Consider the following 26,152-nt stretch of genomic DNA (forward strand, 5'->3'; position numbering starts at 1 on the left):
AACCCCATCGACGGCATCGACCCGGGATTTGCAGCCGATGTGATTACCGGACTGTCGGCCAGGAAAAAAAACCTGTCGCCCAAATATTTTTACGATGCGGCGGGCTCTGAGCTGTTTGAAGAAATCTGTGTGACGCCGGAGTACTACCCCACCCGCACGGAAACTGCCTTGCTGCACAAGATCGCCGGCGAAATCGCAGCGGACATCCCCGCCGGCGCGGTACTGGTCGAGTTCGGCAGCGGCGCCAGCGACAAGACAAGGCTGATCATCGACGCTGCACCGCAGATCGCCGCCTATGTGCCAATAGACATCAGTGAAGACGCCCTGCAAAAAGCCGCCGCCAGGCTGACACAGTATTATCCGGTACTACCGGTGGTGCCTTTGGCAGGCGACTTTACCGCCGCACTGACATTGCCGCCGATTACACAGGGCAAGCCCAAGGTCGGCTTCTTCCCCGGTTCAACGATAGGCAATTTTACGCATGAGCAGGCAGTGCAATTCTTGCGCTCTGTCCGTACGCTGATGGGCAATAACGCCAGCCTGGTCATAGGCGCTGATATGGTCAAGGACGAAGCCACCTTGGTGGCCGCCTATGACGATGCGCAAGGTGTCACAGCCCGTTTCAACAAGAACCTGCTGGTGCGCATCAACCGCGAACTGGGCGGCAATTTTGACCTGGAATCGTTCGACCACCGCGCAGTATGGAATGACGAATACAAGCGCATGGAAATGCATCTGGTCAGCCGTACGGACCAGCTCGTCAATGCGGCAGGTCACACCTTTGCCTTCATGGCCGGTGAGAGCCTGCATACCGAGAATTCGCACAAGTTCACGGTCGCGTCATTCGCCGAGCTGGCTGCGCAGGCTGGTTGGGTGGTAAAACGCCAATGGATCAGCGATGCGCCGCAGTTTGCGGTATTCAGCCTGAATGCGCAAAGCTAGCCTGTAAATTAAGATCATGAAAAAGCCGTCCCACCGCGACAAGATCCTTCATGAAGGCCTGCGCGTCGTTCATGAGCGCGGCTTTCACGGCGCCAGCGTGCGCGACATTGTCCAGGCGGCGGGTGTTCCCCAGGGCTCTTTCACCAACCATTTTGGATCGAAAGAAGCCTTTGGACTGGAAGTGCTCGATCTCAATTTCAGCCATACGCTGGAGGTCTTGCACGCCACGCTGCTCAACGACGAACGGCCCCCGCTGCAAAGGCTGGACGACTATATTGCCATCAACAAGGCCCACCTGATACGCGACGGCATGCGCAATGGCTGCCTATTTGGAAATTTGACGGCGGAAGCCAGCGACCAGAGCGAGCCGATACGCCGGCGGCTGACCCAAATCTATGCAGAAGTACAGCAGGCAATCGCCTATTGCCTTACAGCAGCCATCAAAACCGGCGAGCTGCCGCCGGATTTTGATTCCGGGAAGATTGCAGGCTTTATCTTGTCATCGTTGCAGGGCGCGATCCTGATGGCCAAGGCGCAGGACAGCGCCGAGCCCATCGACAGCTTCAGGCAGGTTCTTTTTTCAGCGTTCTTATCGTGATTCCGCTGAAAAACTAGCCGTCACGGCATCAGGAAAAGTGGATATGCCCGGTGCCGAACAAGCCGATCACGCCAACCGCAATGAGATAAAACGCAATGATGTAGTTCAGCAGCTTGGGCATGACCAGGATAAGAATGCCTGCCGCCAGGGAGACGAGCGGCATGAGATGAATATTCATATTGTTTGCGGTATGGAAGTGATGGAAGCGCCACAATTTAGCAGAGATCGCGCCAAGCGCAAACTGCTATAACCGGCATCCGAAAATATCCGGGCTTCATGGCAATCAAAATACGGAGATTATGGACTACAGTAATGCTGCGAAACGGCTTTTCGGTGCCAAATAATAATCGTAGGTCATCAATAAAAAACCCGCCGAAGCGGGTTAGCCGGTGAAACCCGGAATTTATCCTTGTGGCACCGCGATTTTGACCTGCAGCCGGCCCGCAATATATTCTTCGCCATCGGCAATTGCCACGACCTCCACCACAGAGGCTTTGTCAAAATTCACTGGATAGACAGCCGCCTGGATCCTATAGGAAACGGTATCGTTTTCCTGCACTTTATCGGCAGCGTTCACAAATGTCTGGTGCGTCGCCTCCAGATAAGAGGCCGGGGGCTCGATCTCCTGCAAAACCTGATCACCCAGGCGCACAATGACCTTCAGGCTTTTTACAGGATGGGCGACACCTGTATTGAAGGTCGCGATCGCACATAGGTGGGGAATGGAAGTCGGCACCTGATCAATAAAAAGGTCAGGTCCATATACACCGATGAACGAAAACTTGTTGCCCTCTTCCTGGAAGATGTCGTCGCAAAAAATACAATGTGCAAAACGATTTTTCATAGGCTTATATACCGTATATGACGCTTATGGCGGATGATGGATGCGAGATGTTGTCTCAGCGTGTATTGGCCTGCCCAGCAGGAATCGAACCTGCGACCCCGAGCTTAGAAGGCTCGTGCTCTATCCAACTGAGCTATGGACAGGTCGTGAGAGTGTCCGGCGTCATACGCGTTACACCATTATATGACGCGGAAAAACAGAAGGCTGAATAGTACCTCTTATCGGCCCGGGATTCAACCTTGATCATGCCTTAGGGCACATCCCGAACCTTTGCTGCAGTTAGCCTTGCCGGCTCAAGGCGTAATCTGGTCTGCCAGGCGGCGCGCCATTTTATTGGCGAGATCGGCATCTTCGGCCTCCACCATCACGCGGATCAGCGGTTCGGTGCCGGAGGCGCGGATCAGCACCCTGCCCTTGTCGCCGAGTTCTTTTTCCACCGCCGCTTTTTCCTGCACGGCAGCGGCATTTTTTTGCCAGTCGAAGCCTGGAGTGACGCGCACGTTGATCAGCACCTGCGGGAACAAGGTCAGGTCGTCAAAACATTGCTCCAGGGTCTTCTTGTTACGGCGTAACGCAGACAAGACTTGCAGCGCGGATACGATGCCGTCGCCCGTGGTGTGCTTGTCCAGGCAGAGCAGATGGCCGGAACCTTCGCCGCCCAGCAGCCAGCCTTTTTCCTGCATCTGCTCCAGCACATAGCGGTCGCCGACCTTGGCGCGGGAAAAGCCTACGCCCATCTTTTTAAACGCCAGCTCCACCGCCATATTGGTCATCAGCGTGCCGACCGCGCCCTGCACCTGGCCGATGGCCATGCGGTCCATCACCATCAGGTACAGCAACTGGTCACCGTTATAGATCTTGCCGCCGGCGTCCACCATGACCAGCCGGTCGGCGTCGCCATCCAGCGCGATGCCGATGTCGGCATGGTTGGCGCGCACGGCCAGCGACAGCGCATCCGGCGACGTGGCGCCAAAGCCGTCGTTGATGTTGAGGCCGTTGGGCTGGTTGCCGATGGCAATCACTTCCGCGCCGAGTTCATGAAATACATGCGGGGCAATCTGATAGGCAGCGCCATGCGCACAATCGACAACGATCTTCAGGCCGCGCAGGTCCAGCTCGTTCGGATAGGTGCTTTTGCAAAATTCGATGTAGCGTCCGCGAGCATCTTCCAGACGACGGGCCTTGCCGAGGCTTTCGGACGATACACAGGACATTTCTTTTTCCAGCTCGGCTTCAATCGCCAGCTCCACATCATCCGGCAGCTTGTTGCCCAATGCAGAAAAAAACTTGATGCCGTTGTCGTAATAAGGATTGTGCGACGCCGAAATAACCACACCGGCGGACAGGCGCAAGGCCCTGGTCAGGTAGGCGATGGCCGGCGTAGGCAAAGGGCCCGCCAGCATCACATCCACCCCGGCAGCGGCAAAGCCTGCTTCCAGCGCGGCTTCCAGCATATAACCGGAGATACGGGTGTCCTTGCCTATCAGCACCGCAGGCTTGTTGCCGCCGGCAGCATCCGCCTGCGCAAGCACCTTGCCGGCTGCATAGCCGAGGCGCATGACAAAATCGGGGGTAATCGGAGCAACGCCTACTTTGCCGCGTATGCCGTCGGTGCCAAAATATTTCCTTGTCATTATCTTTTCCCGTCCCTCGTTATTTTTTGTTGTCCAGATCTGCTTTGCTAATTTTTCTGTCAATTCTTTTATTAATTCTTTTACCCGCGCTTTTGCTGCTGCGCCAGCCATGTCAGCCTGCCATTGCCTGCCAGACTTTCAGCGCATCCACCGTCTCAGCCACATCATGCACGCGTACTATCTTTGCGCCCTGCGCCACCGCCGCTAAGGCAGCGCCCAGGCTGCCTGCCATCCTGCGCTCCACCGGCTTGCCGGTGATCGCGCCTATCATGGATTTACGCGACAGGCCCGCCAGCAATGGCAACTGAAGCTGTTGCTGGAAATCGCCGATATTTTTGAGCATATCGACATTGTGCTGCAGCGTCTTGCCAAAACCGAAGCCCGGATCAATGCTGATCCTGTCGCGCTCCACCCCCGCGGCTGTCAACACCTCTACCCTATCTTGCAGGAAGCGCATGACTTCTTCGTTCACATTCCCGTATTCCGGTTTCAATTGCATGTCGGATGGCGTATTTTGCATGTGCATGACGCACAAAGCAACATCGCTGTTGGCTGCCAATTGTACGGCACGCGGATCGCGGAAACCGTTGATGTCATTGACCAGGTCCACACCGGCCAGGATCGCTTCCTGCATGACTTCAGGCTTGTAGGTATCAATGGAGAGCGGCTTGCCGCAATCGCGCAGTGCATAAATGATGGGCATCACGCGGCGCAGTTCTTCTTCCAGCGGCAGCGCAGGCGCGCCGGGGCGGCTGGATTCGCCGCCGATGTCGATGATGTCGACGCCGTCTTCTATCATCTGCTCCGCATGGGTAATGGCGCTATCCAGTGCGGCGTACTGGCCACCGTCGGAAAATGAATCAGGTGTGACGTTGAGCACCCCCATCACCAGCGGGCGGAACTGCCTGCCCTGCATGGCAAAGCGGTATCTTCCGCATTGAAAATAGCTGTTCATCGGCATAGGGCGTATGGAGGCAAGGAGGCAAAAAATAAGGGCGAGGATCACTCCTCACCCTATTTCCGTCAGCAGCGTGTGGCCTGCCGGTTTAGTAGATTTATACGGCCGGTGCAGGCGCGTTCGGTGACACCCCGCCGGACGTGCTGTCCGTTGGATGTTTGCGGATTGTCGTGCCCAGTTTTGGCGGACGCGGTTCCAGGCCGTTCATGATGTCGTCAATCTGGTCGGCATCGATTGTTTCCCAGTCCATCAGCGCCTTGGTCATTGCTTCTACCTTGTCGCGATTTTCTTCCAGCAGCTTGCGGGACAATGCATATTGCGCATCCAGGATCACGCGAATTTCAGCATCGACTTTTTGCTGCGTGGCTTCCGAGATGGTTTTAGAAGCCATGCCGAAATAGCCTTCCTGCTGGCTATCTTCATACACCATCACGCCCATCGTGTCAGACATGCCGAAACGAGTCACCATGGAACGGGCCAGTTTGGTGGCGCGTGAAAAATCATTCGATGCGCCGGTAGACATCTGGCCGACAAAAATCTCTTCTGCGATACGGCCGCCGAACAGGATGGAAATTTCTTCCAGCATCTTGTCCTTGTAGCCGCTGATCTGGTCATGCTCAGGCAACTGCCATGTCAGGCCCAGCGCAAAGCCGCGCGGCATGATCGTGACTTTATGCACAGGATCTGCCTTGGGCAGCAGTTTGGCGACCACTGCGTGGCCGGACTCATGGTAGGCCGTGTTCCTGCGTTCATCTTCACGCATGACCATGGATTTACGCTCGGGGCCCATGTAGATCTTGTCTTTGGCATCTTCAAAATCCTGCATTTCCACCAGGCGCTTGTTGCGGCGCGCGGCAAACAGTGCGGATTCATTGACCAGGTTGGCCAGGTCGGCACCGGAGAAACCAGGCGTGCCGCGGGCCAGGATGTCTGCACGAACGTCGGGAGCGATAGGCACCTTGCGCATGTGCACATTCAGGATTTGTTCGCGGCCACGGATATCCGGCAGGCCGACAGTCACCTGACGGTCGAAACGGCCTGGGCGCAGCAGCGCTTTATCCAGTACGTCTGCACGGTTGGTTGCCGCAATGACGATGACGCCGGAGTTGGCTTCGAAGCCGTCCATCTCCACCAGCATCTGGTTCAATGTCTGTTCGCGTTCGTCGTTACCGCCGCCCATGCCGGCGCCGCGATGGCGGCCTACTGCATCGATCTCATCGATGAAGATAATGCAGGGGGAATGTTTCTTGGCGTTTTCAAACATGTCACGCACGCGGGATGCGCCGACACCGACAAACATTTCAACGAAATCGGAACCGGAAATCGTGAAAAAAGGTACTTTGGCTTCACCGGCAATCGCACGGGCCAGCAAGGTCTTACCAGTACCTGGAGGACCTACCATCAGCACGCCGCGAGGAATACGGCCGCCGAGTTTCTGGAATTTGGTGGGGTCGCGCAGGAAATCGACAATCTCGGTCACTTCTTCTTTCGCTTCATCGCAGCCTGCGACGTCAGCGAAAGTGACCGTGTTGTTGGCATCATCCAGCATGCGTGCCTTGGATTTGCCAAACGAGAAAGCACCGCCCTTGCCGCCACCCTGCATCTGGCGCATGAAGAATACCCAGACGCCGATCAGCAGCAGCATAGGGAACCAGGAAATAAATACCTGGGACAGGAAGGATTGTTCTTCCGGCTGCTTGACGTCGAATTTGATGCCGTTGTTGACCAGGTCGCCTACGAGGCCCTTGTCCAATACGGTCACCTGCGATTTGATTTTTTTGCCGTCTACGGTAGTAGCGACGATGGAGCGGCTGGCTTCATCGATCGTGGCATCCTTGATGTGCTTGGCCCTTACTTCATCCAGGAAATCGGAATATGCCATTGGCTGCGCACCGGAAGCGATGCCCTTGCCGTCAAATTGCTTGAATACAGTGAACAGCACCAAGGCAATGACAACCCAGATGGCGGCTTTAGAAAACATATTATTCACGAGAACTCCTTGGACGTAACATACGCCATCACACACTCAAACATTAATTCTACCCCCATTAACTTAGGCTTGCTAGACGGCATATAGGGCAGTTTCGCCTTTTATCAAGGGAAGAAAGGCTTAGCCAGGGTTTTTCAGGCCTTTTCCTAGCAAAAAGATCTCGGAAGACTTGTCCTTGCTGGCCTTGGGTTTCTTGTTTGCCACCGTTTTAAACTCATTCTTGAACATATCGACAATACTGTTATAACTGGGGCCATGAAAACATTTCACCAGCAAGGCGCCGGAAGGTTTCAGGTGCGCATTGGCAAAGGCCACTGCCAGCTCGATGATGTATTCGACCCTGGCCGCATCGGCGGTGGGTATGCCTGACAGGTTGGGCGCCATGTCGGATAACACAAGGTCTACCTTGCGGCCTTTCAGCTGCGCTTCCAGCTGGTTCAGCACCTCTTCCTCACGGAAATCGCCTTGAATGAATTGCACGTCGGCAATCGGATCCATGGGCAGCAGGTCCAGCGCAAAGATTTCGCCCAGGATGCCGCCGCCGTCTTTACCGGCCAGCTTATTTCTCACATACTGTGACCAGCTGCCAGGAGTTGCACCAAGATCAACAATAATCTGGCCGGGCTTGATCAGTTTTTCACTTTCATCAATCTCTTTGAGCTTGTATACAGCCCGGGCACGATAGCCTTCCTTTTGTGCAAGTTTCACATAAGGATCGTTAATATGGTCGTGAACCCAATTTTGATTGAATTTATTCTTTGCCATTCGCGTAAAATACTGCTTTTAAAGGAATTTACATGTTAAAACTAACGCCCGCTGAACGTAGCGAATTGCGTTCCGCAGCTCACGCCCTGAAGCCAATTGTACTGATAGGCGAAGCCGGCTTGTCCCCTGCTGTCATGAAAGAGATTGATGCCGGCCTTAAATCCCACGGCCTGATCAAGGTTCGTGTATTCGGCGACGACCGCGAAGCACGCATCGCCATGTATGACAATATTTGCAGCACCCTGGATGCGGCGCCTATCCAGCATATTGGCAAACTGCTGGTTCTCTACCGTCCCAAGCAGGAAGAAAGCACCACCAAGGTATTGAGAAAAGGCAAAGCAGGCGGTTTGCGGGAAGTGACTATCGTCAAACCAAGCCCCAGCGGCACCAAGAAACCTACTGTATCCAAAGTGATGGTCAAGGGCAATGAACGGGTAACGCAGGGCGGCAATATCAAACGCGCCAAACCGCGTCAGTCCAGTACCAAGAAATCGGCTCTCGGCAACGCCTGAGTACATTCAGGCAAGCCTGCGCCAGTAGTATCCGGGTGTTTGCGGCAGTGCCCTTGCCTGCCGGCACTCCATCCTGTCTGCCGCACATCCTGCAATATTTCGTGATTATGCGCGCAATTGGCTGAGCCTTGAGTTAATTCATCAGCGCGCAGAGCAATATCGTGCAAATAGCGGGCAACCAGCCGGTTGCCGCCTGCAGTTTATTTTCAGATATACAAAACGTCCAGCACTTCGTACTCGCGCACGCCGGAAGGCGCCTGCACACCGACCACGTCGCCGGCATACTTGCCGATCAGCGCGCGCGCGATAGGCGAAGTGATGGAGACTTTCTTTTCCTTGATGTCGGCTTCATCCTCGCCAACGATCTGATAGGTCACCTTCTGCGCATTTTCCAGGTCTTCCAGGTGCACGGTGGAACCAAACACCACGCGGCCTTCCGCTTCCAGCTCGGTCGGGTCAATGATCTGCGCAGCGCTCAGCTTGCCCTCCAGATCCGCGATGCGGCCTTCGATAAAGCTCTGGCGCTCTTTGGCGGCATCGTACTCTGCGTTTTCAGACAAATCGCCTTGTGCGCGCGCCTCTGAAATTGCATTGATGACCGAAGGACGCTCTTTGGTCTTCAGTTGATGCAATTCCTGCTTAAGCAATTCCGCGCCGAATTTGGTGAGAGGTACTGTACTCATATCAATTATTAACACTTATAAAGTAAAAATACAGAGGCCACTTTAGACATCAGCAAGACTGATGTTGCCAGTGACCTCTGTATGAATTAAACCTGTAACTTATATCAGCAAGGCTAGTGCCGCTCAAAGAACCGGATACAGAATCCGGCGACCTCCACGGCAGCTTACGCCATACTATAACAGTTAGTGTAAGGTTTTATGCAGTCCTTGTAAATCATAGACGTGTAACTCGTCCAGATGGCGCATCCCCTCCACTGCCGCTTCCGCGCCGGCAATGGTGGTATAGGTGGTTACGCGGGCTGCCAGCGAAGAAACACGGATTGCCCGCGAATCGACGATCGCATTGCGTTTTTCTTCCACGGTATTGATCACCAGCGCAATTTCGTGGTTCTTGATCATGTCCACGATATGCGGCCGGCCTTCAACGACCTTGTTAACAACCGACACAGGAATGCCCTCTGCCGCAATCGCTGACGCCGTGCCACGAGTAGCCACCACCGAGAAGCCGAGCGCTACCAGATCCCTGGCAACCTTGACGGCACGCGGCTTGTCGCTGCCCTTGATGCTCAAAAATACCTTGCCGGACTGCGGCAGTTTGACGCTGGCACCCAGTTGCGATTTAACGAAGGCTTCACCGAAGGTCTTGCCCACGCCCATCACTTCGCCGGTGGACTTCATCTCTGGCCCGAGGATGGTATCCACGCCCGGGAACTTGACGAACGGGAACACAGCTTCCTTGACGCTGTAATAAGGCGGCACAACCTCTTCGAAGATACCTTGCGAATCCAGCGACTGGCCGGCCATGCAGCGCGCCGCAATCTTGGCCAGCTGCAAGCCGGTCGCCTTGGAGACGTAAGGCACGGTACGGGATGCACGCGGATTCACTTCCAGCACGAACACGACATCCTTGCCGTCCTGCTGCTGGATCGCAAACTGCACGTTCATCAGGCCAACCACGTTCAGGCCCTTGGCCATCAGCGAGGTCTGGCGCTTCAATTCGGCAATGGTTTCCTGCGACAAGGAATACGGCGGCAATGAGCAGGCTGAATCACCGGAGTGCACGCCGGCCTGTTCAATATGCTCCATCACACCACCGATGAAAGTACGCTGGCCATCGGACAGACAGTCCACGTCCACTTCAATCGCATCGTTCAGGAAGCGGTCCAGCAACACCGGGGAATCATGTGACACCTTGACCGCTTCGCGCATGTAGCGCTCCAGGTCGCGCTGCTCGTGCACGATTTCCATCGCGCGGCCACCCAATACATAAGAGGGGCGCACCACCAGCGGGTAGCCGATCTCCTGCGCCAGTTCCAGCGCCTGCTGTTCGGTACGCGCAGTACGGTTAGGCGGCTGGCGCAGGCCCAGGTCCTGCAGCAGCTTCTGGAAGCGTTCGCGGTCTTCCGCTGCATCGATCATGTCGGGCGAAGTACCGATGATGGGCACGCCATTGGCTTCCAGGTCCAGCGCCAGTTTCAGCGGTGTCTGGCCGCCGTACTGGACGATGACGCCGACCGGTTTTTCCAGCGCAACGATTTCCAGCACGTCTTCCAGCGTCAGCGGTTCAAAATACAGGCGATCCGACGTATCGTAGTCGGTGGACACGGTTTCAGGATTGCAGTTGACCATGATGGTTTCATAGCCGTCTTCGCGCATCGCAAACGCAGCGTGCACGCAGCAGTAGTCAAACTCGATACCCTGGCCGATACGGTTGGGGCCGCCACCGAGAACCATGATCTTCTTCTTGTCGGTCGGCGCGGACTCGCACTCTTCCTCATACGTCGAATACATGTAGGCAGTGTTGGTTGCAAACTCGCCGGCACAGGTGTCCACGCGCTTGTAGACCGGACGGACGTTCAGCAGGTGGCGACGTTCACGCACCGCCTTGTCGGTAGTTTTCAGCAGATAGGCCAGGCGGCGGTCGGAGAAGCCTTTTTGCTTCAGCTTCAGCAACAGGTTCTTGTCCAGCGCGTCCAGGTTCTGGTGATCCAGCCACAGTTCGATATCAACGATGTCCTTAATCTGCACCAGGAACCATGGATCGATCTTGGTCAGCTGATGCACTTCTTCCAGCGAGAAACCCTGGCCGAACGCATCGCCTACATACCAGATACGGTCCGGTCCGGGCTCGCCGAGTTCGGCTTCGATGGTTTCGCGGTCGGTGGTCTTCTGGTTCATGCCGTCCACGCCCACTTCCAGACCGCGCAGGGCTTTCTGGAAGGATTCCTGGAAGGTACGTCCGATAGCCATCACTTCACCGACGGATTTCATCTGCGTCGTCAGGTGCTTATCGGCCTGCGGGAATTTTTCAAATGCAAAACGCGGGATCTTGGTGACGACGTAATCGATCGAAGGTTCGAACGACGCCGGTGTCGCGCCGCCGGTAATTTCGTTGCGCAATTCGTCCAGCGTAAAGCCGACTGCCAGCTTGGCCGCGATCTTGGCAATAGGGAAGCCGGTCGCCTTGGAGGCCAGCGCCGAGGAACGCGATACACGCGGATTCATCTCGATGACGATCATGCGGCCATCGGCAGGATTGACGGAGAACTGCACGTTGGAGCCGCCCGTATCCACGCCGATTTCACGCAGCACCGCCAGCGAGGCGTTGCGCATGATCTGGTATTCCTTGTCGGTCAGTGTCTGCGCCGGCGCTACCGTGATCGAATCGCCGGTGTGCACGCCCATCGGATCCAGATTCTCAATCGAGCACACGATGATGCAGTTGTCCGCCTTATCGCGCACGACTTCCATCTCATACTCTTTCCAGCCCAGCAGAGATTCTTCGATCAGCAATTCGCTGGTAGGCGATGCTTCCAGGCCGCGTTTGCAGATGGTTTCAAACTCTTCTTCATTGTAGGCAATCCCGCCGCCGGTGCCACCCATCGTGAACGACGGACGGATGATGACCGGGAAGCCCAGTTCTTTCTGCACCACCCAGGATTCGTCCAGCGTATGCGCTACGCCGGAACGCGCGGAACCCAGGCCGATCTTGGTCATCGCATCCTTGAACTTGGAGCGGTCTTCTGCCTTGTCGATGGCCTCAGGCGTCGCGCCGATCAGCTCCACCTTGTACTTGTCCAGCACACCGTTGCGGTGCAGGTCCAGCGCGCAGTTCAGCGCAGTCTGGCCGCCCATCGTCGGCAAAATAGCATCCGGTTTTTCCTTGGCGATGATGCGTTCCACCACTTGCCAGGTAATCGGTTCGATGTAGGTCACATCGGCCATTTCAGGATCAGTCATGATCGTGGCCGGATTGCTGTTGACCAGGATGACTTTATAACCTTCTTCACGCAGGGCCTTGCAGGCCTGTGCGCCGGAATAGTCGAATTCGCATGCCTGCCCGATGATGATCGGGCCTGCGCCAATAATCAGAATACTTTTTATATCATTACGCTTAGGCATTTTTATTTTTCTCCAACTTTGCCTGATTCATCAAACCTGTGAAACGGTCAAACAGGTAACCGATATCGTGCGGACCGGGCGAGGCTTCCGGGTGACCCTGGAAGCAGAATGCCGGCTTGTCCGTACGGGCAAAGCCTTGCAGGGAATTATCGAACAGCGACACATGCGTCACCCTGCAATTGTCCGGCAGGGTTGCGGCATCCACCGCAAAACCGTGGTTTTGCGACGTGATCAGCACCTGCCTGGTATCCAGGTCTTGCACCGGATGGTTGGCGCCGTGGTGGCCGAACTTCATTTTCAAGGTCTTCGCGCCGGAGGCCAGCGCCATGATCTGGTGACCCAGGCAGATGCCGAAGGTAGGGATGCCTTTTTCTATCAATTCTTTGGTCGCGGCAATGGCGTAGTCGCAAGGCTCCGGATCGCCGGGGCCGTTGGACAAAAATATGCCGTCCGGGTTCAGCGCCAGCGCATCTGCCGCACTGGCCTGCGCCGGCAACACGGTTACCTTGCAGCCGCGCTGCGTCAGCATGCGCAGGATATTGCGCTTGACGCCATAATCAAATGCCACCACGTGGAACTTCGGATCGCCAAGCTGGCCGTAGCCCTGGCCCAATACCCATTCCGTTTCCGTCCACTCGTACGATTTGCTGGCAGAGACCACTTTCGCCAGATCCATGCCGGACAAACCGGGGAAGGATTTCGCCAGTTCCAGCGCCTTGTCGGCGTCGTCGCCTGTCAGGATGGCGCCGCCCTGGGCGCCTTTTTCACGCAGGATACGCGTCAGCTTGCGGGTGTCGATGCCGGCAATAGCGACGATGTTCTGCGAAATCAGGTAATCGGACAGGGATTGTTCGGAGCGGAAATTCGATACCAGCATCGGCAGGTCTTTAATGATCAGGCCGGCTGCATGGATTTTGTCGGATTCAACGTCTTCAGAATTGACGCCGGTATTGCCGATATGCGGATAAGTCAGTGTGACGATCTGGGAGCTGTAACTAGGATCGGTCAGGATTTCCTGATAGCCGGTCATGGAGGTATTGAAAACTACCTCACCTATCGTATGGCCCGTAGCGCCAATGGAAAAACCGGAAAATAGTGTCCCGTCAGCGAGAGCAAGGATGGCTGGTGTGTCCTGCCCCAGCCGGAGTGAATGGGGCAAAGACTGCGGAAATGGCAGCAAGGGTAACTCCTGTATTGTTACCGCCGCTGCGTCGCACCAAGATGATCGTTGTGCTTGATGCACGGCGTTTTAACAAACGGGCTCCGCGCAGGAAGAAACGATTTTATGGGGCAATGTGGATAGTGTATGCGCTACGGCGGGAGGTAAATTAGTTAAACCTTCAGATTGTAGCGCAAAATGGCCCATCAGGCAAATTCTGGAGCCTGAAAATTGACGCTCAATCGCCTGAGGAAAGCATTTTCCAAGGCAGTTCTTACGAGAGCGTGGCGGCGTTGACAACCGTGCTGCCCTACTGGGATGAAGCGGGGGAGAAACACCGGCTCCGGCGCATGCCCGATATTGCTAAACAATATAAACAATAGCGGGCAGGAGCGCGGTTTTATGACAGCAGATATCTGCTAATAGTATGACGGCAGATATTTATAGATAAATACCTGCCAGGGTAGCCACTAAAATATTACAGGCCCAGTGCAGCGATGCCGGCTTTGGCAATCTGCGCGTCTTCCGCCGATTTCACGCCGGAAACGCCGACCGCGCCTACGCACTGGCCATCAACGACGATGGGTACGCCGCCTTCCAGCATGCCTTCCAGGTAAGGAGCGCTCAGGAAAGAGAAACGGCCGTTATTGATGACGTCTTCATAGATCTTGGATTCACGGCGGCCCAGCGCCGCTGTCGTCGCCTTGGCAGGCGCGATGTGCGCGGAAATCGGCGCGACGCCGTCCAGGCGCTGCAACCACATCAGGTGACCGCCATCGTCGACCACGGCAATCACAACTGCCCAGTTATTGGCCTTGGCTTCAGCTTCCGCAGCGGCGGCGATTTTTTTGACATCTTCCAGCGTCAGGACAGGTTTTGTTTGCATTTTGACCTCGTTATAAATAGGAATGAATTGTACGTGAAGCCAGTTGCCCTGGATATCACAAGTGTTTTGACTATATTTACGCGCGCCGCCATGGCAGGCGTGCAATACGGATCAGGAACCCGACAATGCGAGATGCAGCCTTTGCAGGAATACGGGGTAGCCATACTGCTTTTCATAATAATCGCGCGCCAGCCTTACCTGAGCCTCATGGTCGTCAACAACCTTCCGCAATGCCGCCACCAGCTCGGGGATATTGCTCCAGCCCAGCTCCTTGTTGGCAAAAATATCCGCGTGCCTCAGCAGTGGCGCCCTGTCGTCGTTGGCGTAATAAATAGCCGGATAGCCGCAACCCTGCGCTTCGATGGAACCGCGCCCGCCCGGTATCGGAAACGACCCCAGGAACACGTGCCCGTCTATTTCTTTCATGCTGTCCCACAGCGAAGGCACATGCGGCAGATAGCAGAACCTGCTGACGGCAATGCCGCGCGCCAGCAGAGCCTGGCTGATCAGCCCCAGCCAGGCGTCATCGAGATGGCCTATATGCCAGTAGCTACCACCTGTCACCGACAATATTTCGGCGACGACATGCTGGTAGGCCAGAGCGCTATCCCGCTTGTATTTATTGGCAGAGCCGGAGGACACCACGGTCAGGGTTTCCAGCGTGGGCCGAGTGAAGGTTTTGACGCCGCGGTCCGCTACATACAAAGGGACGTGCACAGTAGGACGACCCAGATTGCTTTGGCAGATCCCTTGCAGGTGCTCGGTAAAATCCACATGCGCGTATCCGGGTAGCGTACAGCCGACGGAGGGCTGATGGTCGCAATGATGGAAGAATACCTTGCGTACCGTCTCCGGCAGGCTTGCCGCTGCCACGTAAGGCAAGGGGTCCGGATGGTGGGACAGGATCAGCACGCATTCCGGCCTCACCGCATTGAATACGGCTTGCAATTCTTTCACCTTGCCGGCAAAGCTGGGGGTCTCCAGCCGGTGCACCATCGCCTTGGGCATGCGCGCAGCCGCATCGGCAACTTTCAGCCGTCCGCTCTGATAAGAACCGAACAGGTCGGTCAGCACGACCACTGCGCCACCGAGCACCGACACCAGGTCTTCCGCCACCCGAGAATGGCCGCCGGCATTGTAGAACTCGCTCAGGATCACCAGGTAGCCGCCACGCGCCACCGGCTCCGGGGACACACTGGTATCGCGCATTGCCTCGCCCAGCCGCAATACCAGCTTGTCGTAGCCGAACAAATATAGCGAATAGCCGATGACATCAGGCCTGGTATAAAAAGAGCCCACGCCCACCGCAATGGAGCGCAGCGCATCGTCATAACGTCCGGCATCAATCAATTCGGCAGTCTGGTCTTGCAGCGCCGTGGCTTCGATGCATGGAGATAAATCATCCATTCACTATTTCCCTGATTTCATCACAGCCCGCAGCATATCATTCCCGGCCACCGTTGCAACTCTTGCACATCGCAAAGCGGTATTTTCAAAAGCGCGGCCTCACCGGATAAAGATAACGATATGGCAGATCCATTTTTATTAAAAATCTGCCATCAAATCAGGCCGCCGTTTTTTCATAGGAGAAAATATAAAATCGTTAATGAAACGAACAATTTTTTACAAGCAAGGTTTTGACATTCATTTTAAGTTCATTTACAGTGGTCCAGTTTTTCCAACCAGGTGCAAAGATGCTAACACCCGTTTCCAGACATCATCGGAAAGCCAGGCTTATTGTTCTGGCTGCGCTATTGCAGATTGGTTTTTGCAACCCAAGTTGGAGCGCCGACAATCCCTTTCCCGAATCTTCCACCGCCTACACCAAACTCCAGGAACTGAAAGAACGCGCATCCGAACTGAGCTCGAAAGCCATGGGCCTGCTGGGCATCAACTACAAGCGCGGCGGTAATACACCTGAGAATGGCCTCGATTGCAGCGGTTTCGTGCGTTATGTATTCAAGGATGTCATTGCGGCGGAATTGCCGAGGACTTCGGCCGAGATCAGCAAGGTCGGCGAGAAGATAGAACAGAAAGACCTGCAGCCCGGCGACCTGGTTTTTTACAATACGCTGAAGCGCGGCTTTTCGCATGTCGGCATTTATCTCGGCGACAATAAATTCATCCACTCCCCTTCCGCCGGCGGCCAGGTGCGCATAGAGAGCATGGATATCGCTTACTGGAAGAAACGCTTCAACGGCGCCCGCCGGATCGAAGACGACGGCAAGAACGACACGGATAAAAAGTAAAAAGCAGGCGTCAGGCAGGAATTGGCTTCCTCACACTACCGTTTTCAGCTGTAGGCAATACTCCACCTCATTCCCGCCGGCCTGCGCCGGCAACGCTTCAATGCTCCTGCATCGCCTTGATCTTTTGCCGTAGTTCGGGCAAGGCCGCTGTCATCGCTTTTTCTCCTGCCAGTATTGCCAGGTTACGCCCGGCAAAATCACTGCCTTTCATACCTGCAAGTTCAGGCTTGATGACAATGTCGGCATTTTTCAGTTCGAAATTGTTCATCGTCTGGCCCATGATGGTAAAAGTCTGCATCAGCACATCCATGGAACTGCCGGCAGTCTGCCCTTCCGGCTGGGACGAGATATTAACGGCGATCACAAAATCCGCCCCCATCTCGCGCGCAAAACGCACCGGCACCGGCGATACCAGGCCGCCATCCACATACTGCCTGTCGCCTATTTTTACCGGCTGGAATACACCCGGCACCGCGGATGAAGCGCGCACCGCAATGCCAGTGTTTCCGCGCCGGAACAGGATGGGCTGGCCGCTGTTCAGATCCGTCGCCACTGCGCCGAAAGGTTTCTTTAATTTCTCTATCGGCGCATTTGCCACCATCTTGTTCACGTAATTCTGCAGACCATCGCCCTTCAGCACGCCGCTGGATTTGGAAAACAGCGGCACGGACCAATCCGAGATTGTTGCCTCATCCATGTCCAGTGCCATCTTCTGCAGCACGAAGCCGTTATTGCCGGCCGCATAGAGCGCGCCAACCAGGCTGCCGGCACTGGTGCCGACGACGATATCGGGTACGATGCCCTGCGCTTCCAGCACCTTGATCACGCCGATATGCGCAAACCCGCGCGCCGCACCGCCACCCAGCGCCAGACCTATCCTGACATTGCGCACCTGCTTGACAACGGGCACAGGCAGCGGCGCAGCGGCCACTTGCACCGGCGGTGTTTCCACGCTTTTGCAGCCGGCCAGCAGCAGGCTGCAGGCAAACAGATATTTAATGGAATGAAATGCTTTTCCAACGGGTGACATGAATAGACGCCTTGATTGACTGATAATCTGCAGTATTTATTGAGCACACCGCACGCGTGCAAATTCGCCAAAGTACACGCTTGAACACATTCTGTATGGAGACAGGGCAATAGTGAAATTGCGAGCAACCAGAACTGCTCCGCTGGACGACTTGCCAACAATCCGCAACGACGAAATTCGTTGCTGCAACGCCAGATTATATCCTGTTTTAACAGCATGAAACCTCACGGGATCGGGTGTCGCTCACGCTGCAAAATAGACATAATTTCAGAGTAAAAAATCCTACTTGCAACAAAAAATGTCGAGCAAATTTACACGCCCATAAAAGAATGCTGCGACGCGATTGTAAGCCCTTGATTTGGCAGAGATTCGCAAATGCTGGCACGATAAGTGCTGCTTTTTTGTAGGCGTTTACCGGGAGAATACAATATGAAACACCTTGCCTGCCTATTACTTACAAGCCTAGCCATATTGACGAACCCGTCTTATGCCTCTGTTGTCTTATATCAGGACTCAGGCCAGTTCCAGGCAGCGGCTCCCGCCGGAACTACGGAAACATTTGAGGGTTATGCAGCGCCTGCCAGTTTTGTCAATGTATCAGATACTACCTTAGGCAATCTTAGCTTTGGCGCCAGTACCTTTATCGTTGATCCGGATTTTGACGGCGGCGGTTACAACTGGAACACGGGGGCGGTACTGAATTTTGCCAACTCCCCCACCGTTGATACCACTCTCTCTTTTGCCCCTACTACGGCATTCAGCGCCCTTTTTGGCACGGTGGGACCAACCGACGATGATTTTGGGCAAGATATCATCGTTACCGTTAACGATCAGTCTTTCCTCCTAGGCACGGGCTCATTTGCTAACTGGACTTTCTACGGTTTTATTTCCGATACTCCATTTTCAAGTGTTTCTTTCTCCACCGCACAAGGCTTTCCCATATTGGATAATGTCTTCGTAGGCAATAGTACCGCGACCGTTCCCGAGCCGACATCACTGGCCATGCTTGCCCTAGGTATCTTGTGTATTGCCACCGTACGCAGACGGCAGGAAAAATGAGATTAGGTCCGGCCAACAAATAAAGCCCGTCACATGAACTGAACCCCATAAATGGGAAGCAAGCCTTTGTGTATTACCCCGGCGCACCATATACTGGGATTTCACTCAGGGGACAATGTGAGAACAGAGCAAGACAAGGGCGTAGTCGAGCTGACGGTGTTCCGCGATTTTGCGCAAAGGGCCGGTCTGCCCGTCGTCGGCGCCAGCATAGAAAAACGCAGCGGCGACTCCGAGCCGGACATCCTGTGCATCCTCGACGGCGAAGGCAAGGTGGCGTTTGAGCTGGTGGAAATATGCGACCCCATGCTGGCCGCCAATATCGCCCATACCCTTGCAGGCGGCGATTCCGCAGAACCTGCCGCCTCCGACCCTTCCATCAGGATAGTCCGCAAAAAACTCAGCAAAAAATACCGCACTGATTACCCCGTGGAACTGGTTTGCTATACCAATGGCCGCACCAAGACCGCAGACCACGACATCTTAGCCGCGATCCAGCCGTGGTTCAGCGCAATCCAGGGGCCCTTCCGCCGCGCCTGGCTCTCCGGCAAAAAAGAAGTCTACGAAGTATGGCGCCTGTAAACGCCCCCCACCAAATTAGTCGGCCATCACCGCATTATCTAACTGTCCGAAACGCGTGCGCTTAACACTAGCCTGAGCTGTACTCTTTTTTTTTCGGCGGTTCCAGTTGCAGTATCTTGCTGAAAATTCGCTCCAGCTTTTCGATGAAGCTCGGCTCAAACTCTGGCAGTTTGAAAGGCGGTAGCGCAGACGGCCGCACCAGATGGCGCTTTACCAGCCGGGGATCCTGCTCTCCCGGTTCTGCCCGCCCCATCTCGCAGGAAATCTGCGTTGAATAATTGCCCCTCACTGCAATCGCTATCCTGTACTGGTTGGGATAACCATACACCGGATCCGGCTCGCCGGATGTAAATACCAGCGCGGTTTCCACCATGGTAGTAGGGCTCAGCTTGCGTTCTATAACGGGCTGGTAGCCCGCGTTGACCAATCCTTCCATTGACGGTTCAAACAACTTCTCCAGTCTGTCCAGCACGGGTTCAAATTTTTCCACAAAGGCCTGGCTGGCTGCTTCGGCGGCTTTTGCAGCAGACTGGCGTTCCGTAATTTTTTGCTTTTGTTGTTCTTCGTATTTGGCTTTAGCCTTGTCGAATGGGTTCATCACGATCCAATAGGCATGTAAAAAGAAATCGACTATACCAAATAAATCGCGCTGAAAAATCGCGGTAACAAATTGTTGCGGATATCAGAAAATGAAACAAATATTCTGCCGGGCAACAGTCTCCTCCAAAGAAAAACTGAAGGCACTCATGTATGTGAGCATCAGCATAAAGCCTGTAGATTTAGGCATTCGGCTGAACCAGACTGATCAGGTTACCGCAGGTATCCTCGAACAGTACTACAGTCACCGGCCCCATGCTCACAGGCTCACCGCGAAAGACGACGCCCACATTCTTGAGCCGCTGATATTCCGCGTGGATATCTTTGGAGATAAAGGCCGTTGCGGGAATTCCAGCCTCGAACAGCGCCTTCTGATAGTCAAGCGCAGGCGGGAATCCCATCGGTTCAAGCACCAGCTCAACCTCGTCAACGCCCTCGGGCGAGCTTACTGTCAGCCAGCGGTATGGACCCATAGGGATGTCAGCCATTTTTCGGAAACCGAGGACCATCGTATAAAATTGCAGCGCCTGCTCTTGGTCCGCAACCGTTACGCTAGAAAATTTGATCTGCATTGACGCCTCCGCATTTGTTTAGTGAATTGAAATATATTGGAAAATTCAGCCCGATTAAATCCCTGCTGCCTCAATTTATTGCGGGAGGTCTTGGTGGACAAAGCGCATGCATAAGTCTGGCTGCTTAAAAAGTGCTTTAATTTTACGTATTAATTTGCAATTCCAACATGGCATTTGCCGTATGTGCAACCGCTACGCCACAGGAATGTAGAGAAAAGTTAATTTCCCCAAAAGAGTAATTGCCATCGGGAAATTTGCGCGTATCCTTGCAAGAATGCGCTAAAAATGCCCTCCATTCGAGTTTGCGGCAAAGACCTAGTCCCAGGCACATCCAGATTTCGCAATTCAAGACCCAGGAAAAAAAATGAATCTCAACAATATCAAGATCGGCCCGCGCCTGGGCCTGGCTTTCGGGGCAATCCTTGTGCTGTTGCTGGCGGTTGCTTACACCGGCTGGCATTCACTGGCGGACGCAAAGAGAAATATCGACGCCATTACGAAAGAAAATAATACCAAGATCGCGCTTGCCAATAATCTGCGCGGCGATCTCAACCTGGTTGCCAGGTCCGTGCGTAATTACATCATCTACCAGGACCCTGCCGTGCGCCAGAAGATGCTGGGGCGGATTACCGGGGCAAATAAAGACTACGACGAATCATTTGACAAGATCGGCGCTCTCGTCCACACGGACAAAGCCAGGCAAATTTTTACAGAGCTTAAACAAGACCGTGAAAAGGTGCGTCCCCTGTTCGACAACCTGATCAAGCTTATCGACTCCGGCAAGGCCGAAGAAGCGCCGGAATACCTGCGCCAGTCCGTGCAGCCGGTTCAGGACAAGTGGTTTGAAACCATACAAGGCATGATTACTCTGCAGGAGGAACAAAACCAGGCAGCCGTGGATGACGTCAACCAGGGATACCAATTCGCTGTCAAATTCCTGGCCACATGCACCTTGATAGCCCTTGCGGCCGGCGGCCTGCTTGCATGGCTGGCAACCCGCTCCATTACGCGCCCCATAGGCCGTGCGGTGAAGATCGCACAAACGGTTGCATCCGGCGACCTGACCAGCAAGATAGAAATAGATTCGACCGACGAGACTGGCCAGTTATTGCAGGCTTTAAAGGAAATGAACGCCAGCCTGGTCAATATCGTCAGCCAGGTCCGCGCCGGCACCGACACGATAGCAATCGCTTCGGAAGAAATCGCCGCCGGCAATCTCGACCTGTCTTCACGTACGGAAGAACAAGCGAGCTCGCTGGAAGAAACCGCGTCATCGATGGAAGAACTGACCAGCACCGTCAAACACAACGCAGACAATGCGCGCCAGGCCAACCAGCTGGCATCCAATGCGTCAGACATCGCCTCCAAAGGCGGCTCGGTAGTCGGCGAAGTGGTCAACACCATGGGCTCCATCAACGAATCGTCCAAAAAAATCGTCGACATCATCAGCGTCATTGACGGCATCGCCTTCCAGACCAATATCCTGGCGTTGAACGCGGCAGTGGAAGCAGCCCGCGCCGGCGAACAGGGCCGCGGCTTTGCTGTCGTGGCCAGCGAGGTGCGCAACTTGGCGCAGCGTTCCGCTTCTGCAGCGAAAGAGATCAAGCTGCTGATCAACGATTCCGTCGAAAAAGTAGATGCCGGCTCCAGGCTGGTAGACCAGGCGGGCGCCACGATGAATGAAGTCGTGAACAGCGTCAAGCGTGTCAGTGACATCATCACCGAGATTACCGCCGCCGGCCAGGAGCAGACGGCAGGCATAGAACAAATCAATCAGGCTGTCCTGCAGATGGACCAGGTCACGCAGCAAAATGCTGCGCTGGTGGAAGAAGCTGCCGCAGCGGCAGAGTCGCTGCAGGACCAGGCAGCCAAGCTGGCCGAGCTGGTCAGCGTGTTTAAAATGGACGGACTGGCCGCGGCAAGTCCAATAGCAGCCAGGCAAGCCGGCCGGACTACGCCGGTAGCCGCAGCAAGACGCGTTGCAGCCCCGCAAAACGCCGTCAGGCGTGCTCCTGCCAAAGTGTTGCCGATACACCGCGTAGCAGCTGCGCCAGCCGCAATGGCGGCATCTGCCGACAACGGCCAATGGGAAGAGTTTTAAGATCAGCAGCACACGCTGCATGGCGGCCTCGCTCAGTAAAGCCGCCAAGCAGAACTACACCTGCACATCCGCGTAAGGCTCTTTCAGCAGGGCCAGCTGTTCAAACTCTTCCAGCGGAACAGGTCGGCTAAAGAAGTATCCCTGATAGCAATGGCAGCCTGCAGCCGCCAGGAAATCGCGCTGCGCTGCAGTTTCAACCCCTTCCGCAATGACACCCAGTCCCAGGCTCTGGGCCAGCGCAACGATGGTCCTGGCAATGGCGGCATCGTTGGGGTCTATCAGCACATCGCGCACAAACGACTGGTCGATTTTCAGCTGGTCCAACGGCAATTTTTTCAGATAAGACAGCGACGAATAGCCGGTGCCGAAATCGTCGAGGGAAAAACCGACCCCCTTGGCCTTCAGCGCAAACATTTTCTCTATCGTATCCTCAACATTCTCCACCAGCAGCGATTCCGTCAGCTCCAGCTTCAGGCATTTCGGATTGGCGCCAGTGTCCCTTAGCACCGCCAGCACCTGCTCGACAAAATCGGGCCTGCCGAACTGGCGCGCACTGACGTTCACTGCAATGCTCAGGTGTGCCGTGTCTTCCCGCTGGCCCCACACAGCCAGTTGTACACAGGCTGTTTCCAGCACCCACAGGCCCAGCGGAAGTATCAGGCCGGTTTCCTCGGCCAGAGGAATAAATTCAGCAGGAGGAACCAATCCGCGCTGCGGATGTATCCAGCGCACCAGCGCCTCGGCACCAATGATGCCGCTACCGCTGACCACCTGGGCCTGGTAATGCAGCAGAAACTGTTTGCCGTCAATCGCCTTGCGCAGGTCGCTCACCAATGCGGACCGCTCCACCGCAGCAGTCTGCATGCCCGGATTGAAAAAGCGGAAGGCGTTGCGTCCAGAATTTTTGGACCGGTACATCGCCAGATCGGCTTGTTTCATCAGGCTGTCGACCGTGACTATTTCGCCGCCGAACAGCGTTACGCCTATGCTCGCGGTATTCTGATGCAGCACGTCGCCCAGTTCATACGTCTGCTGTAGCACGCCAAGTATCTTGCCGATAATTTTTTCCGTGCTGGCGGCAGCGTCTTTTTCATTTTCTCCAAGCCCTGCCAACACCACCACGAATTCGTCGCCGCCCAGCCTGGCCACGGTATCGCCCTCGCGCACGCACGTCGTCAGCCGCTGCGCCACCTGCCTCAGCAGCAGGTCGCCTATGTCATGGCCGAAGGTATCGTTGAGCATCTTGAAATCGTCCAGATCGATAAAGGTCAGTGCGCCGAAACTGTTGTTGCGGTGTGCGGCTGTCATTGCCTGCCTGAGCCTGTCCATCAGTAGTGTGCGGTTGGGCAGGCCGGTGAGCTGGTCGAAAAACGCCAGCTCCTGGATACGGTTTTCGGCTTTCTTTTTATCGGAAATGTCGAACTGCGTACGCACATAATGGGTGACGACGTTGCGGCTGTCCTTCACCGCGGAAATCGTCAGCCACTGGGGATAGGCTTCGCCGTTCTTGCGCCTGTTCCAGGCTTCGCCCTGCCAGGTTCCGGTGCGGCGGATAATTTCCCATTTGGCGCGGTAGTGCGCATCGTCGCTGTAGCGGTCAGACTGGAACATGTCCGGCGTCTTGCCGACGACGTCTTCCGCGGTATAACCGGTCATCTTGGTAAAGGCTTTGTTGACCCGCAGGATCACGTTATTCGCGTCAGTAACCACCATGCCTTCCTGCGATTCAAATGCGGCAGCGGCAATGCGCAGGTCATCCTCTGCCTGCATGCGCTCGGAAATGTCCTCGGAAAAAATGACGATACCCTCAGGCACAGGCTGGATAATGACGCGGAACCAGCCCTTGCGGCCATCAGGATAAGTGAATTCGAACTGCCCGCGCTGCATGACGCGCTGGTCCATGCAGTTCTTTTCCATTGCAAAGATTTCGGTCTCGTTGAATCCCGGCCAGCAGTCCATGACAACCCGGCCCAGCAATTGCCCGGTAGGCACGCCGTTCTGTTTTTGCGCCGCGTCGTTGATATAGCGGTAGCGCCAGTCGAAGCCGACAATCTGGCAGCCTTCCAGCATGGAATCAAGCATGCTGCGAAAACTGGAATCGCTGCGGTGCAATGCCTCCACCGCTTCTTCGCGTTCCGCCATGGTTTGTTCCAGCTGGTCGCGCTCACGGCGGATAATGTCCTGTTGATACTGTACATGTGCCTGCAGGCGGTTGAAATTAGTGAGCAGCAAGCGGACTTCACTGCTGCCGGCCACCGGCAGCGGCTGAATGGCGGCATCCTCCTCACCCTGCATACCCATCTGTACCGCCGCATATTCCAGCGGCGCCAGCTTGCGCCTGACAAGCAGCCATATCAGCAGGCCGCCCAGCAGCGACACAGCCACAGCCCCGCCATAGATACGCCTGGCCACCCCGCGCAATGGAACGAAGGCCTCAGCCGTGGGCAGGTAGGCAATCACCAGCCAGTCCACTGACGCTGTTCTGCTGGCCGTGCTGAGTATTTCCAGCCCCGTGGTGTCCACCACGACACCGGGTCCCATGTAGCCTTGCAAGCGGCGGTCGAACAAGAGGTTCTTTCCCTTGGCAGGCACCGGCTGCAAAGCCCGGGCGGCATCCGTGCTGGTGACGATGATCCCTTCCTTGAGCGACACCACATGAAAGCCGCCCGTTGCGCCATTGCGTACTTCACCGGCAAAATAAAACGGACTGCCCGCATCGATCAATTCAGAGCCGCACAGCACGCCGCTGATGGCGCCGTCCTGGTCCAGAATCGGTACGGCCACCACCAGCACAGGGCGTTTGGAGAAACGGCCGACGATGGGCATGACAACCGGCTTGCCCGTTGCCATCACTTCCTTGAAATAAGCCGAGGTGACATAACTGGTGCCGACAAACCCGCGTTCAGGCGTTTCCGCTACCCGTATCCCTTCCCTGGAAATAGCATACATATCGCGGCTGAAGATTTGCCTGGCCACAGGTTTGTCATCCAGATAGGCGGACAGCAATTGTGGATTGTCGCGCAGCATGCCGCCGGCGTGGTCGGCGATGACTTGCAATGCCTTCACCCTCTGGGCCAGTTCGCGGTCTATGGTACGCGCTACGTAGCTGGCGGCAGTGCCCTGCTCCTCCGCCACCACATGCTCGAAATCCTTGCGCAAGCCGTCAACGACAAACCATGACAGCATACTGATGCCGAGCACAAAAATCAGCGTGCCGAATAGCGCGAGCTCAATTTTAAGCGGCCAGCCGCGCACGCCGGGCGCCGTGCCGGCGGCTCCGCCGCCTGGTTTATCTTGCATGACCTCTCCCCTACTTGCACCTATCCGCTGTGCAACAAGTCTTGTTTTATTTCTGTGGGATTCTGCCTGCGGCCCCGCAGATGAGCAGGCGATCCTGTTGTATGTAATGACGAGGTCCAGCCCGGCCTACAGCGCAGCATTGAGCTAGTGTTGCACAGGCAAAGCCACGATACCATTGTTATTTTTGAATGTCATAAAAATCATACAACACTCTACTGACTTGTTCTTATATTGTGATATAGCCAATATCCGGGGAGAATCTAACTCAGGGGGTGCGTAATATCTGCGGCAA

Annotated in this window: 21 protein-coding genes, 1 tRNA gene and 1 pseudogene; 7 read left to right on the forward strand and 16 right to left on the reverse strand. The window is 55.4% G+C overall.

Features of this window, described 5'->3' with window-relative positions:
• Nucleotides 1-39: 39 nt before the first annotated feature.
• A pseudogene (gene egtD / locus ACO0LO_RS02615) lies at nt 40-942 on the forward strand (L-histidine N(alpha)-methyltransferase); the annotation flags it as partial.
• A 16-nt stretch (nt 943-958) separates the two neighbouring features.
• Nucleotides 959-1,540, forward strand: coding sequence for a TetR family transcriptional regulator C-terminal domain-containing protein (locus ACO0LO_RS02620; RefSeq protein ID WP_422962626.1), 582 nt, complete (start codon nt 959-961; stop codon nt 1,538-1,540).
• 28 nt (nt 1,541-1,568) lie between these two features.
• On the opposite strand, the gene ACO0LO_RS02625 is transcribed toward ACO0LO_RS02620, so the two are convergent.
• From ACO0LO_RS02625 to ACO0LO_RS02655, 7 genes are all read right to left on the reverse strand, one after another.
• The gene (locus ACO0LO_RS02625; protein WP_394779308.1) at nt 1,569-1,718 is read right to left on the reverse strand and encodes a DUF3096 domain-containing protein; all 150 of its coding nucleotides are present in this window, start codon (nt 1,716-1,718) and stop codon (nt 1,569-1,571) included.
• A 225-nt stretch (nt 1,719-1,943) separates the two neighbouring features.
• Entirely contained in the window at nt 1,944-2,384 is a 441-nt protein-coding gene (locus ACO0LO_RS02630; protein ID WP_422962627.1) for a hypothetical protein, read from the reverse strand.
• A 66-nt stretch (nt 2,385-2,450) separates the two neighbouring features.
• Nucleotides 2,451-2,527 (reverse strand) — tRNA-Arg (locus ACO0LO_RS02635).
• 150 nt (nt 2,528-2,677) lie between these two features.
• Nucleotides 2,678-4,018, reverse strand: a complete 1,341-nt coding sequence (gene glmM / locus ACO0LO_RS02640; protein ID WP_422962628.1) for a phosphoglucosamine mutase — start codon at nt 4,016-4,018, stop codon at nt 2,678-2,680.
• A 112-nt stretch (nt 4,019-4,130) separates the two neighbouring features.
• On the reverse strand, nt 4,131-4,973 hold the full coding sequence (folP, locus tag ACO0LO_RS02645) for a dihydropteroate synthase (RefSeq protein ID WP_422962629.1): 843 nt from the start codon (nt 4,971-4,973) through the stop codon (nt 4,131-4,133).
• 100 nt (nt 4,974-5,073) lie between these two features.
• Nucleotides 5,074-6,966 carry an ATP-dependent zinc metalloprotease FtsH gene (gene ftsH, locus ACO0LO_RS02650; protein WP_422962630.1) on the reverse strand — a complete coding sequence of 631 codons (1,893 nt, stop codon included), beginning with the start codon at nt 6,964-6,966 and terminating at the stop codon, nt 5,074-5,076.
• A 120-nt stretch (nt 6,967-7,086) separates the two neighbouring features.
• Nucleotides 7,087-7,731 carry an RlmE family RNA methyltransferase gene (locus ACO0LO_RS02655; RefSeq protein ID WP_422962631.1) on the reverse strand — a complete coding sequence of 215 codons (645 nt, stop codon included), beginning with the start codon at nt 7,729-7,731 and terminating at the stop codon, nt 7,087-7,089.
• Nucleotides 7,732-7,763: 32 nt separating this feature from the next.
• Here ACO0LO_RS02655 and ACO0LO_RS02660 point away from each other — a divergent pair, with 32 nt between their 5' ends.
• Nucleotides 7,764-8,243 carry a YhbY family RNA-binding protein gene (locus ACO0LO_RS02660; RefSeq protein ID WP_422962632.1) on the forward strand — a complete coding sequence of 160 codons (480 nt, stop codon included), beginning with the start codon at nt 7,764-7,766 and terminating at the stop codon, nt 8,241-8,243.
• 206 nt (nt 8,244-8,449) lie between these two features.
• Here the strand turns inward: ACO0LO_RS02660 and greA are convergent, their stop codons facing one another.
• From greA to ACO0LO_RS02685, 5 genes are all read right to left on the reverse strand, one after another.
• Entirely contained in the window at nt 8,450-8,926 is a 477-nt protein-coding gene (greA, locus tag ACO0LO_RS02665) for a transcription elongation factor GreA (RefSeq protein WP_422962633.1), read from the reverse strand.
• A 183-nt stretch (nt 8,927-9,109) separates the two neighbouring features.
• The gene (gene carB, locus ACO0LO_RS02670; RefSeq protein ID WP_422962634.1) at nt 9,110-12,328 is read right to left on the reverse strand and encodes a carbamoyl-phosphate synthase large subunit; all 3,219 of its coding nucleotides are present in this window, start codon (nt 12,326-12,328) and stop codon (nt 9,110-9,112) included.
• Nucleotides 12,321-13,505, reverse strand: coding sequence for a glutamine-hydrolyzing carbamoyl-phosphate synthase small subunit (gene carA / locus ACO0LO_RS02675; RefSeq protein WP_422962821.1), 1,185 nt, complete (start codon nt 13,503-13,505; stop codon nt 12,321-12,323). Before carA ends, carB begins: the two co-directional genes overlap by 8 nt.
• Nucleotides 13,506-13,965: 460 nt before the next feature.
• Complete coding sequence (locus ACO0LO_RS02680; protein WP_422962635.1) at nt 13,966-14,373, reverse strand: GlcG/HbpS family heme-binding protein; 408 nt, start codon at nt 14,371-14,373, stop codon at nt 13,966-13,968.
• Between the two features lie 111 nt (nt 14,374-14,484).
• Entirely contained in the window at nt 14,485-15,780 is a 1,296-nt protein-coding gene (locus tag ACO0LO_RS02685; RefSeq protein ID WP_422962636.1) for a hypothetical protein, read from the reverse strand.
• Between the two features lie 287 nt (nt 15,781-16,067).
• On the opposite strand from ACO0LO_RS02685, the gene ACO0LO_RS02690 reads away from it, so the two are divergent.
• Nucleotides 16,068-16,622: a C40 family peptidase gene (locus tag ACO0LO_RS02690; RefSeq protein WP_422962637.1), complete on the forward strand. Its 555-nt coding sequence runs from the start codon at nt 16,068-16,070 to the stop codon at nt 16,620-16,622.
• 97 nt (nt 16,623-16,719) lie between these two features.
• On the opposite strand, the gene ACO0LO_RS02695 is transcribed toward ACO0LO_RS02690, so the two are convergent.
• A complete protein-coding gene (locus ACO0LO_RS02695) occupies nt 16,720-17,652 on the reverse strand; it encodes a patatin-like phospholipase family protein (RefSeq protein ID WP_422962638.1) in 933 nt (310 codons plus the stop codon).
• A gap of 429 nt (nt 17,653-18,081) precedes the next feature.
• On the opposite strand from ACO0LO_RS02695, the gene ACO0LO_RS02700 reads away from it, so the two are divergent.
• Both ACO0LO_RS02700 and ACO0LO_RS02705 read left to right on the forward strand, forming a co-directional pair.
• Nucleotides 18,082-18,711 (forward strand): PEP-CTERM sorting domain-containing protein, encoded by a 630-nt coding sequence (locus tag ACO0LO_RS02700; RefSeq protein ID WP_422962639.1) that lies wholly within the window; start codon nt 18,082-18,084, stop codon nt 18,709-18,711.
• Between the two features lie 117 nt (nt 18,712-18,828).
• Complete coding sequence (locus ACO0LO_RS02705; RefSeq protein ID WP_422962640.1) at nt 18,829-19,290, forward strand: hypothetical protein; 462 nt, start codon at nt 18,829-18,831, stop codon at nt 19,288-19,290.
• 67 nt (nt 19,291-19,357) lie between these two features.
• Here the strand turns inward: ACO0LO_RS02705 and ACO0LO_RS02710 are convergent, their stop codons facing one another.
• Nucleotides 19,358-19,888, reverse strand: coding sequence for a hypothetical protein (locus ACO0LO_RS02710; protein WP_422962641.1), 531 nt, complete (start codon nt 19,886-19,888; stop codon nt 19,358-19,360).
• A gap of 181 nt (nt 19,889-20,069) precedes the next feature.
• A complete protein-coding gene (locus tag ACO0LO_RS02715; protein WP_422962642.1) occupies nt 20,070-20,459 on the reverse strand; it encodes a VOC family protein in 390 nt (129 codons plus the stop codon).
• A gap of 364 nt (nt 20,460-20,823) precedes the next feature.
• Here ACO0LO_RS02715 and ACO0LO_RS02720 point away from each other — a divergent pair, with 364 nt between their 5' ends.
• The gene (locus ACO0LO_RS02720; protein WP_422962643.1) at nt 20,824-22,560 is read left to right on the forward strand and encodes a methyl-accepting chemotaxis protein; all 1,737 of its coding nucleotides are present in this window, start codon (nt 20,824-20,826) and stop codon (nt 22,558-22,560) included.
• A 54-nt stretch (nt 22,561-22,614) separates the two neighbouring features.
• Here the strand turns inward: ACO0LO_RS02720 and ACO0LO_RS02725 are convergent, their stop codons facing one another.
• Complete coding sequence (locus ACO0LO_RS02725; protein WP_422962644.1) at nt 22,615-25,860, reverse strand: EAL domain-containing protein; 3,246 nt, start codon at nt 25,858-25,860, stop codon at nt 22,615-22,617.
• Nucleotides 25,861-26,152: the final 292 nt, after the last annotated feature.

This window comes from Undibacterium sp. TJN25 (assembly GCF_049339885.1).
GTDB lineage: Bacteria > Pseudomonadota > Gammaproteobacteria > Burkholderiales > Burkholderiaceae_D > Undibacterium.

Bases quoted from the DNA above. Each gene is read 5' to 3' on its own strand.
- ACO0LO_RS02620 (WP_422962626.1), top strand. From the start codon at position 959: ATGAAAAAGCCGTCCCACCGCGACAAGATCCTTCATGAAGGCCTGCGC.
- ACO0LO_RS02625 (WP_394779308.1), bottom strand. From the start codon at position 1,718: ATGAATATTCATCTCATGCCGCTCGTCTCCCTGGCGGCAGGCATTCTT.
- ACO0LO_RS02630 (WP_422962627.1), bottom strand. From the start codon at position 2,384: ATGAAAAATCGTTTTGCACATTGTATTTTTTGCGACGACATCTTCCAG.
- glmM (WP_422962628.1), bottom strand. From the start codon at position 4,018: ATGACAAGGAAATATTTTGGCACCGACGGCATACGCGGCAAAGTAGGC.
- folP (WP_422962629.1), bottom strand. From the start codon at position 4,973: ATGAACAGCTATTTTCAATGCGGAAGATACCGCTTTGCCATGCAGGGC.
- ACO0LO_RS02655 (WP_422962631.1), bottom strand. From the start codon at position 7,731: ATGGCAAAGAATAAATTCAATCAAAATTGGGTTCACGACCATATTAAC.
- ACO0LO_RS02660 (WP_422962632.1), top strand. From the start codon at position 7,764: ATGTTAAAACTAACGCCCGCTGAACGTAGCGAATTGCGTTCCGCAGCT.
- greA (WP_422962633.1), bottom strand. From the start codon at position 8,926: ATGAGTACAGTACCTCTCACCAAATTCGGCGCGGAATTGCTTAAGCAG.
- carB (WP_422962634.1), bottom strand. From the start codon at position 12,328: ATGCCTAAGCGTAATGATATAAAAAGTATTCTGATTATTGGCGCAGGC.
- ACO0LO_RS02680 (WP_422962635.1), bottom strand. From the start codon at position 14,373: ATGCAAACAAAACCTGTCCTGACGCTGGAAGATGTCAAAAAAATCGCC.
- ACO0LO_RS02685 (WP_422962636.1), bottom strand. From the start codon at position 15,780: ATGGATGATTTATCTCCATGCATCGAAGCCACGGCGCTGCAAGACCAG.
- ACO0LO_RS02690 (WP_422962637.1), top strand. From the start codon at position 16,068: ATGCTAACACCCGTTTCCAGACATCATCGGAAAGCCAGGCTTATTGTT.
- ACO0LO_RS02695 (WP_422962638.1), bottom strand. From the start codon at position 17,652: ATGTCACCCGTTGGAAAAGCATTTCATTCCATTAAATATCTGTTTGCC.
- ACO0LO_RS02700 (WP_422962639.1), top strand. From the start codon at position 18,082: ATGAAACACCTTGCCTGCCTATTACTTACAAGCCTAGCCATATTGACG.
- ACO0LO_RS02710 (WP_422962641.1), bottom strand. From the start codon at position 19,888: ATGAACCCATTCGACAAGGCTAAAGCCAAATACGAAGAACAACAAAAG.
- ACO0LO_RS02715 (WP_422962642.1), bottom strand. From the start codon at position 20,459: ATGCAGATCAAATTTTCTAGCGTAACGGTTGCGGACCAAGAGCAGGCG.
- ACO0LO_RS02720 (WP_422962643.1), top strand. From the start codon at position 20,824: ATGAATCTCAACAATATCAAGATCGGCCCGCGCCTGGGCCTGGCTTTC.
- ACO0LO_RS02725 (WP_422962644.1), bottom strand. From the start codon at position 25,860: ATGCAAGATAAACCAGGCGGCGGAGCCGCCGGCACGGCGCCCGGCGTG.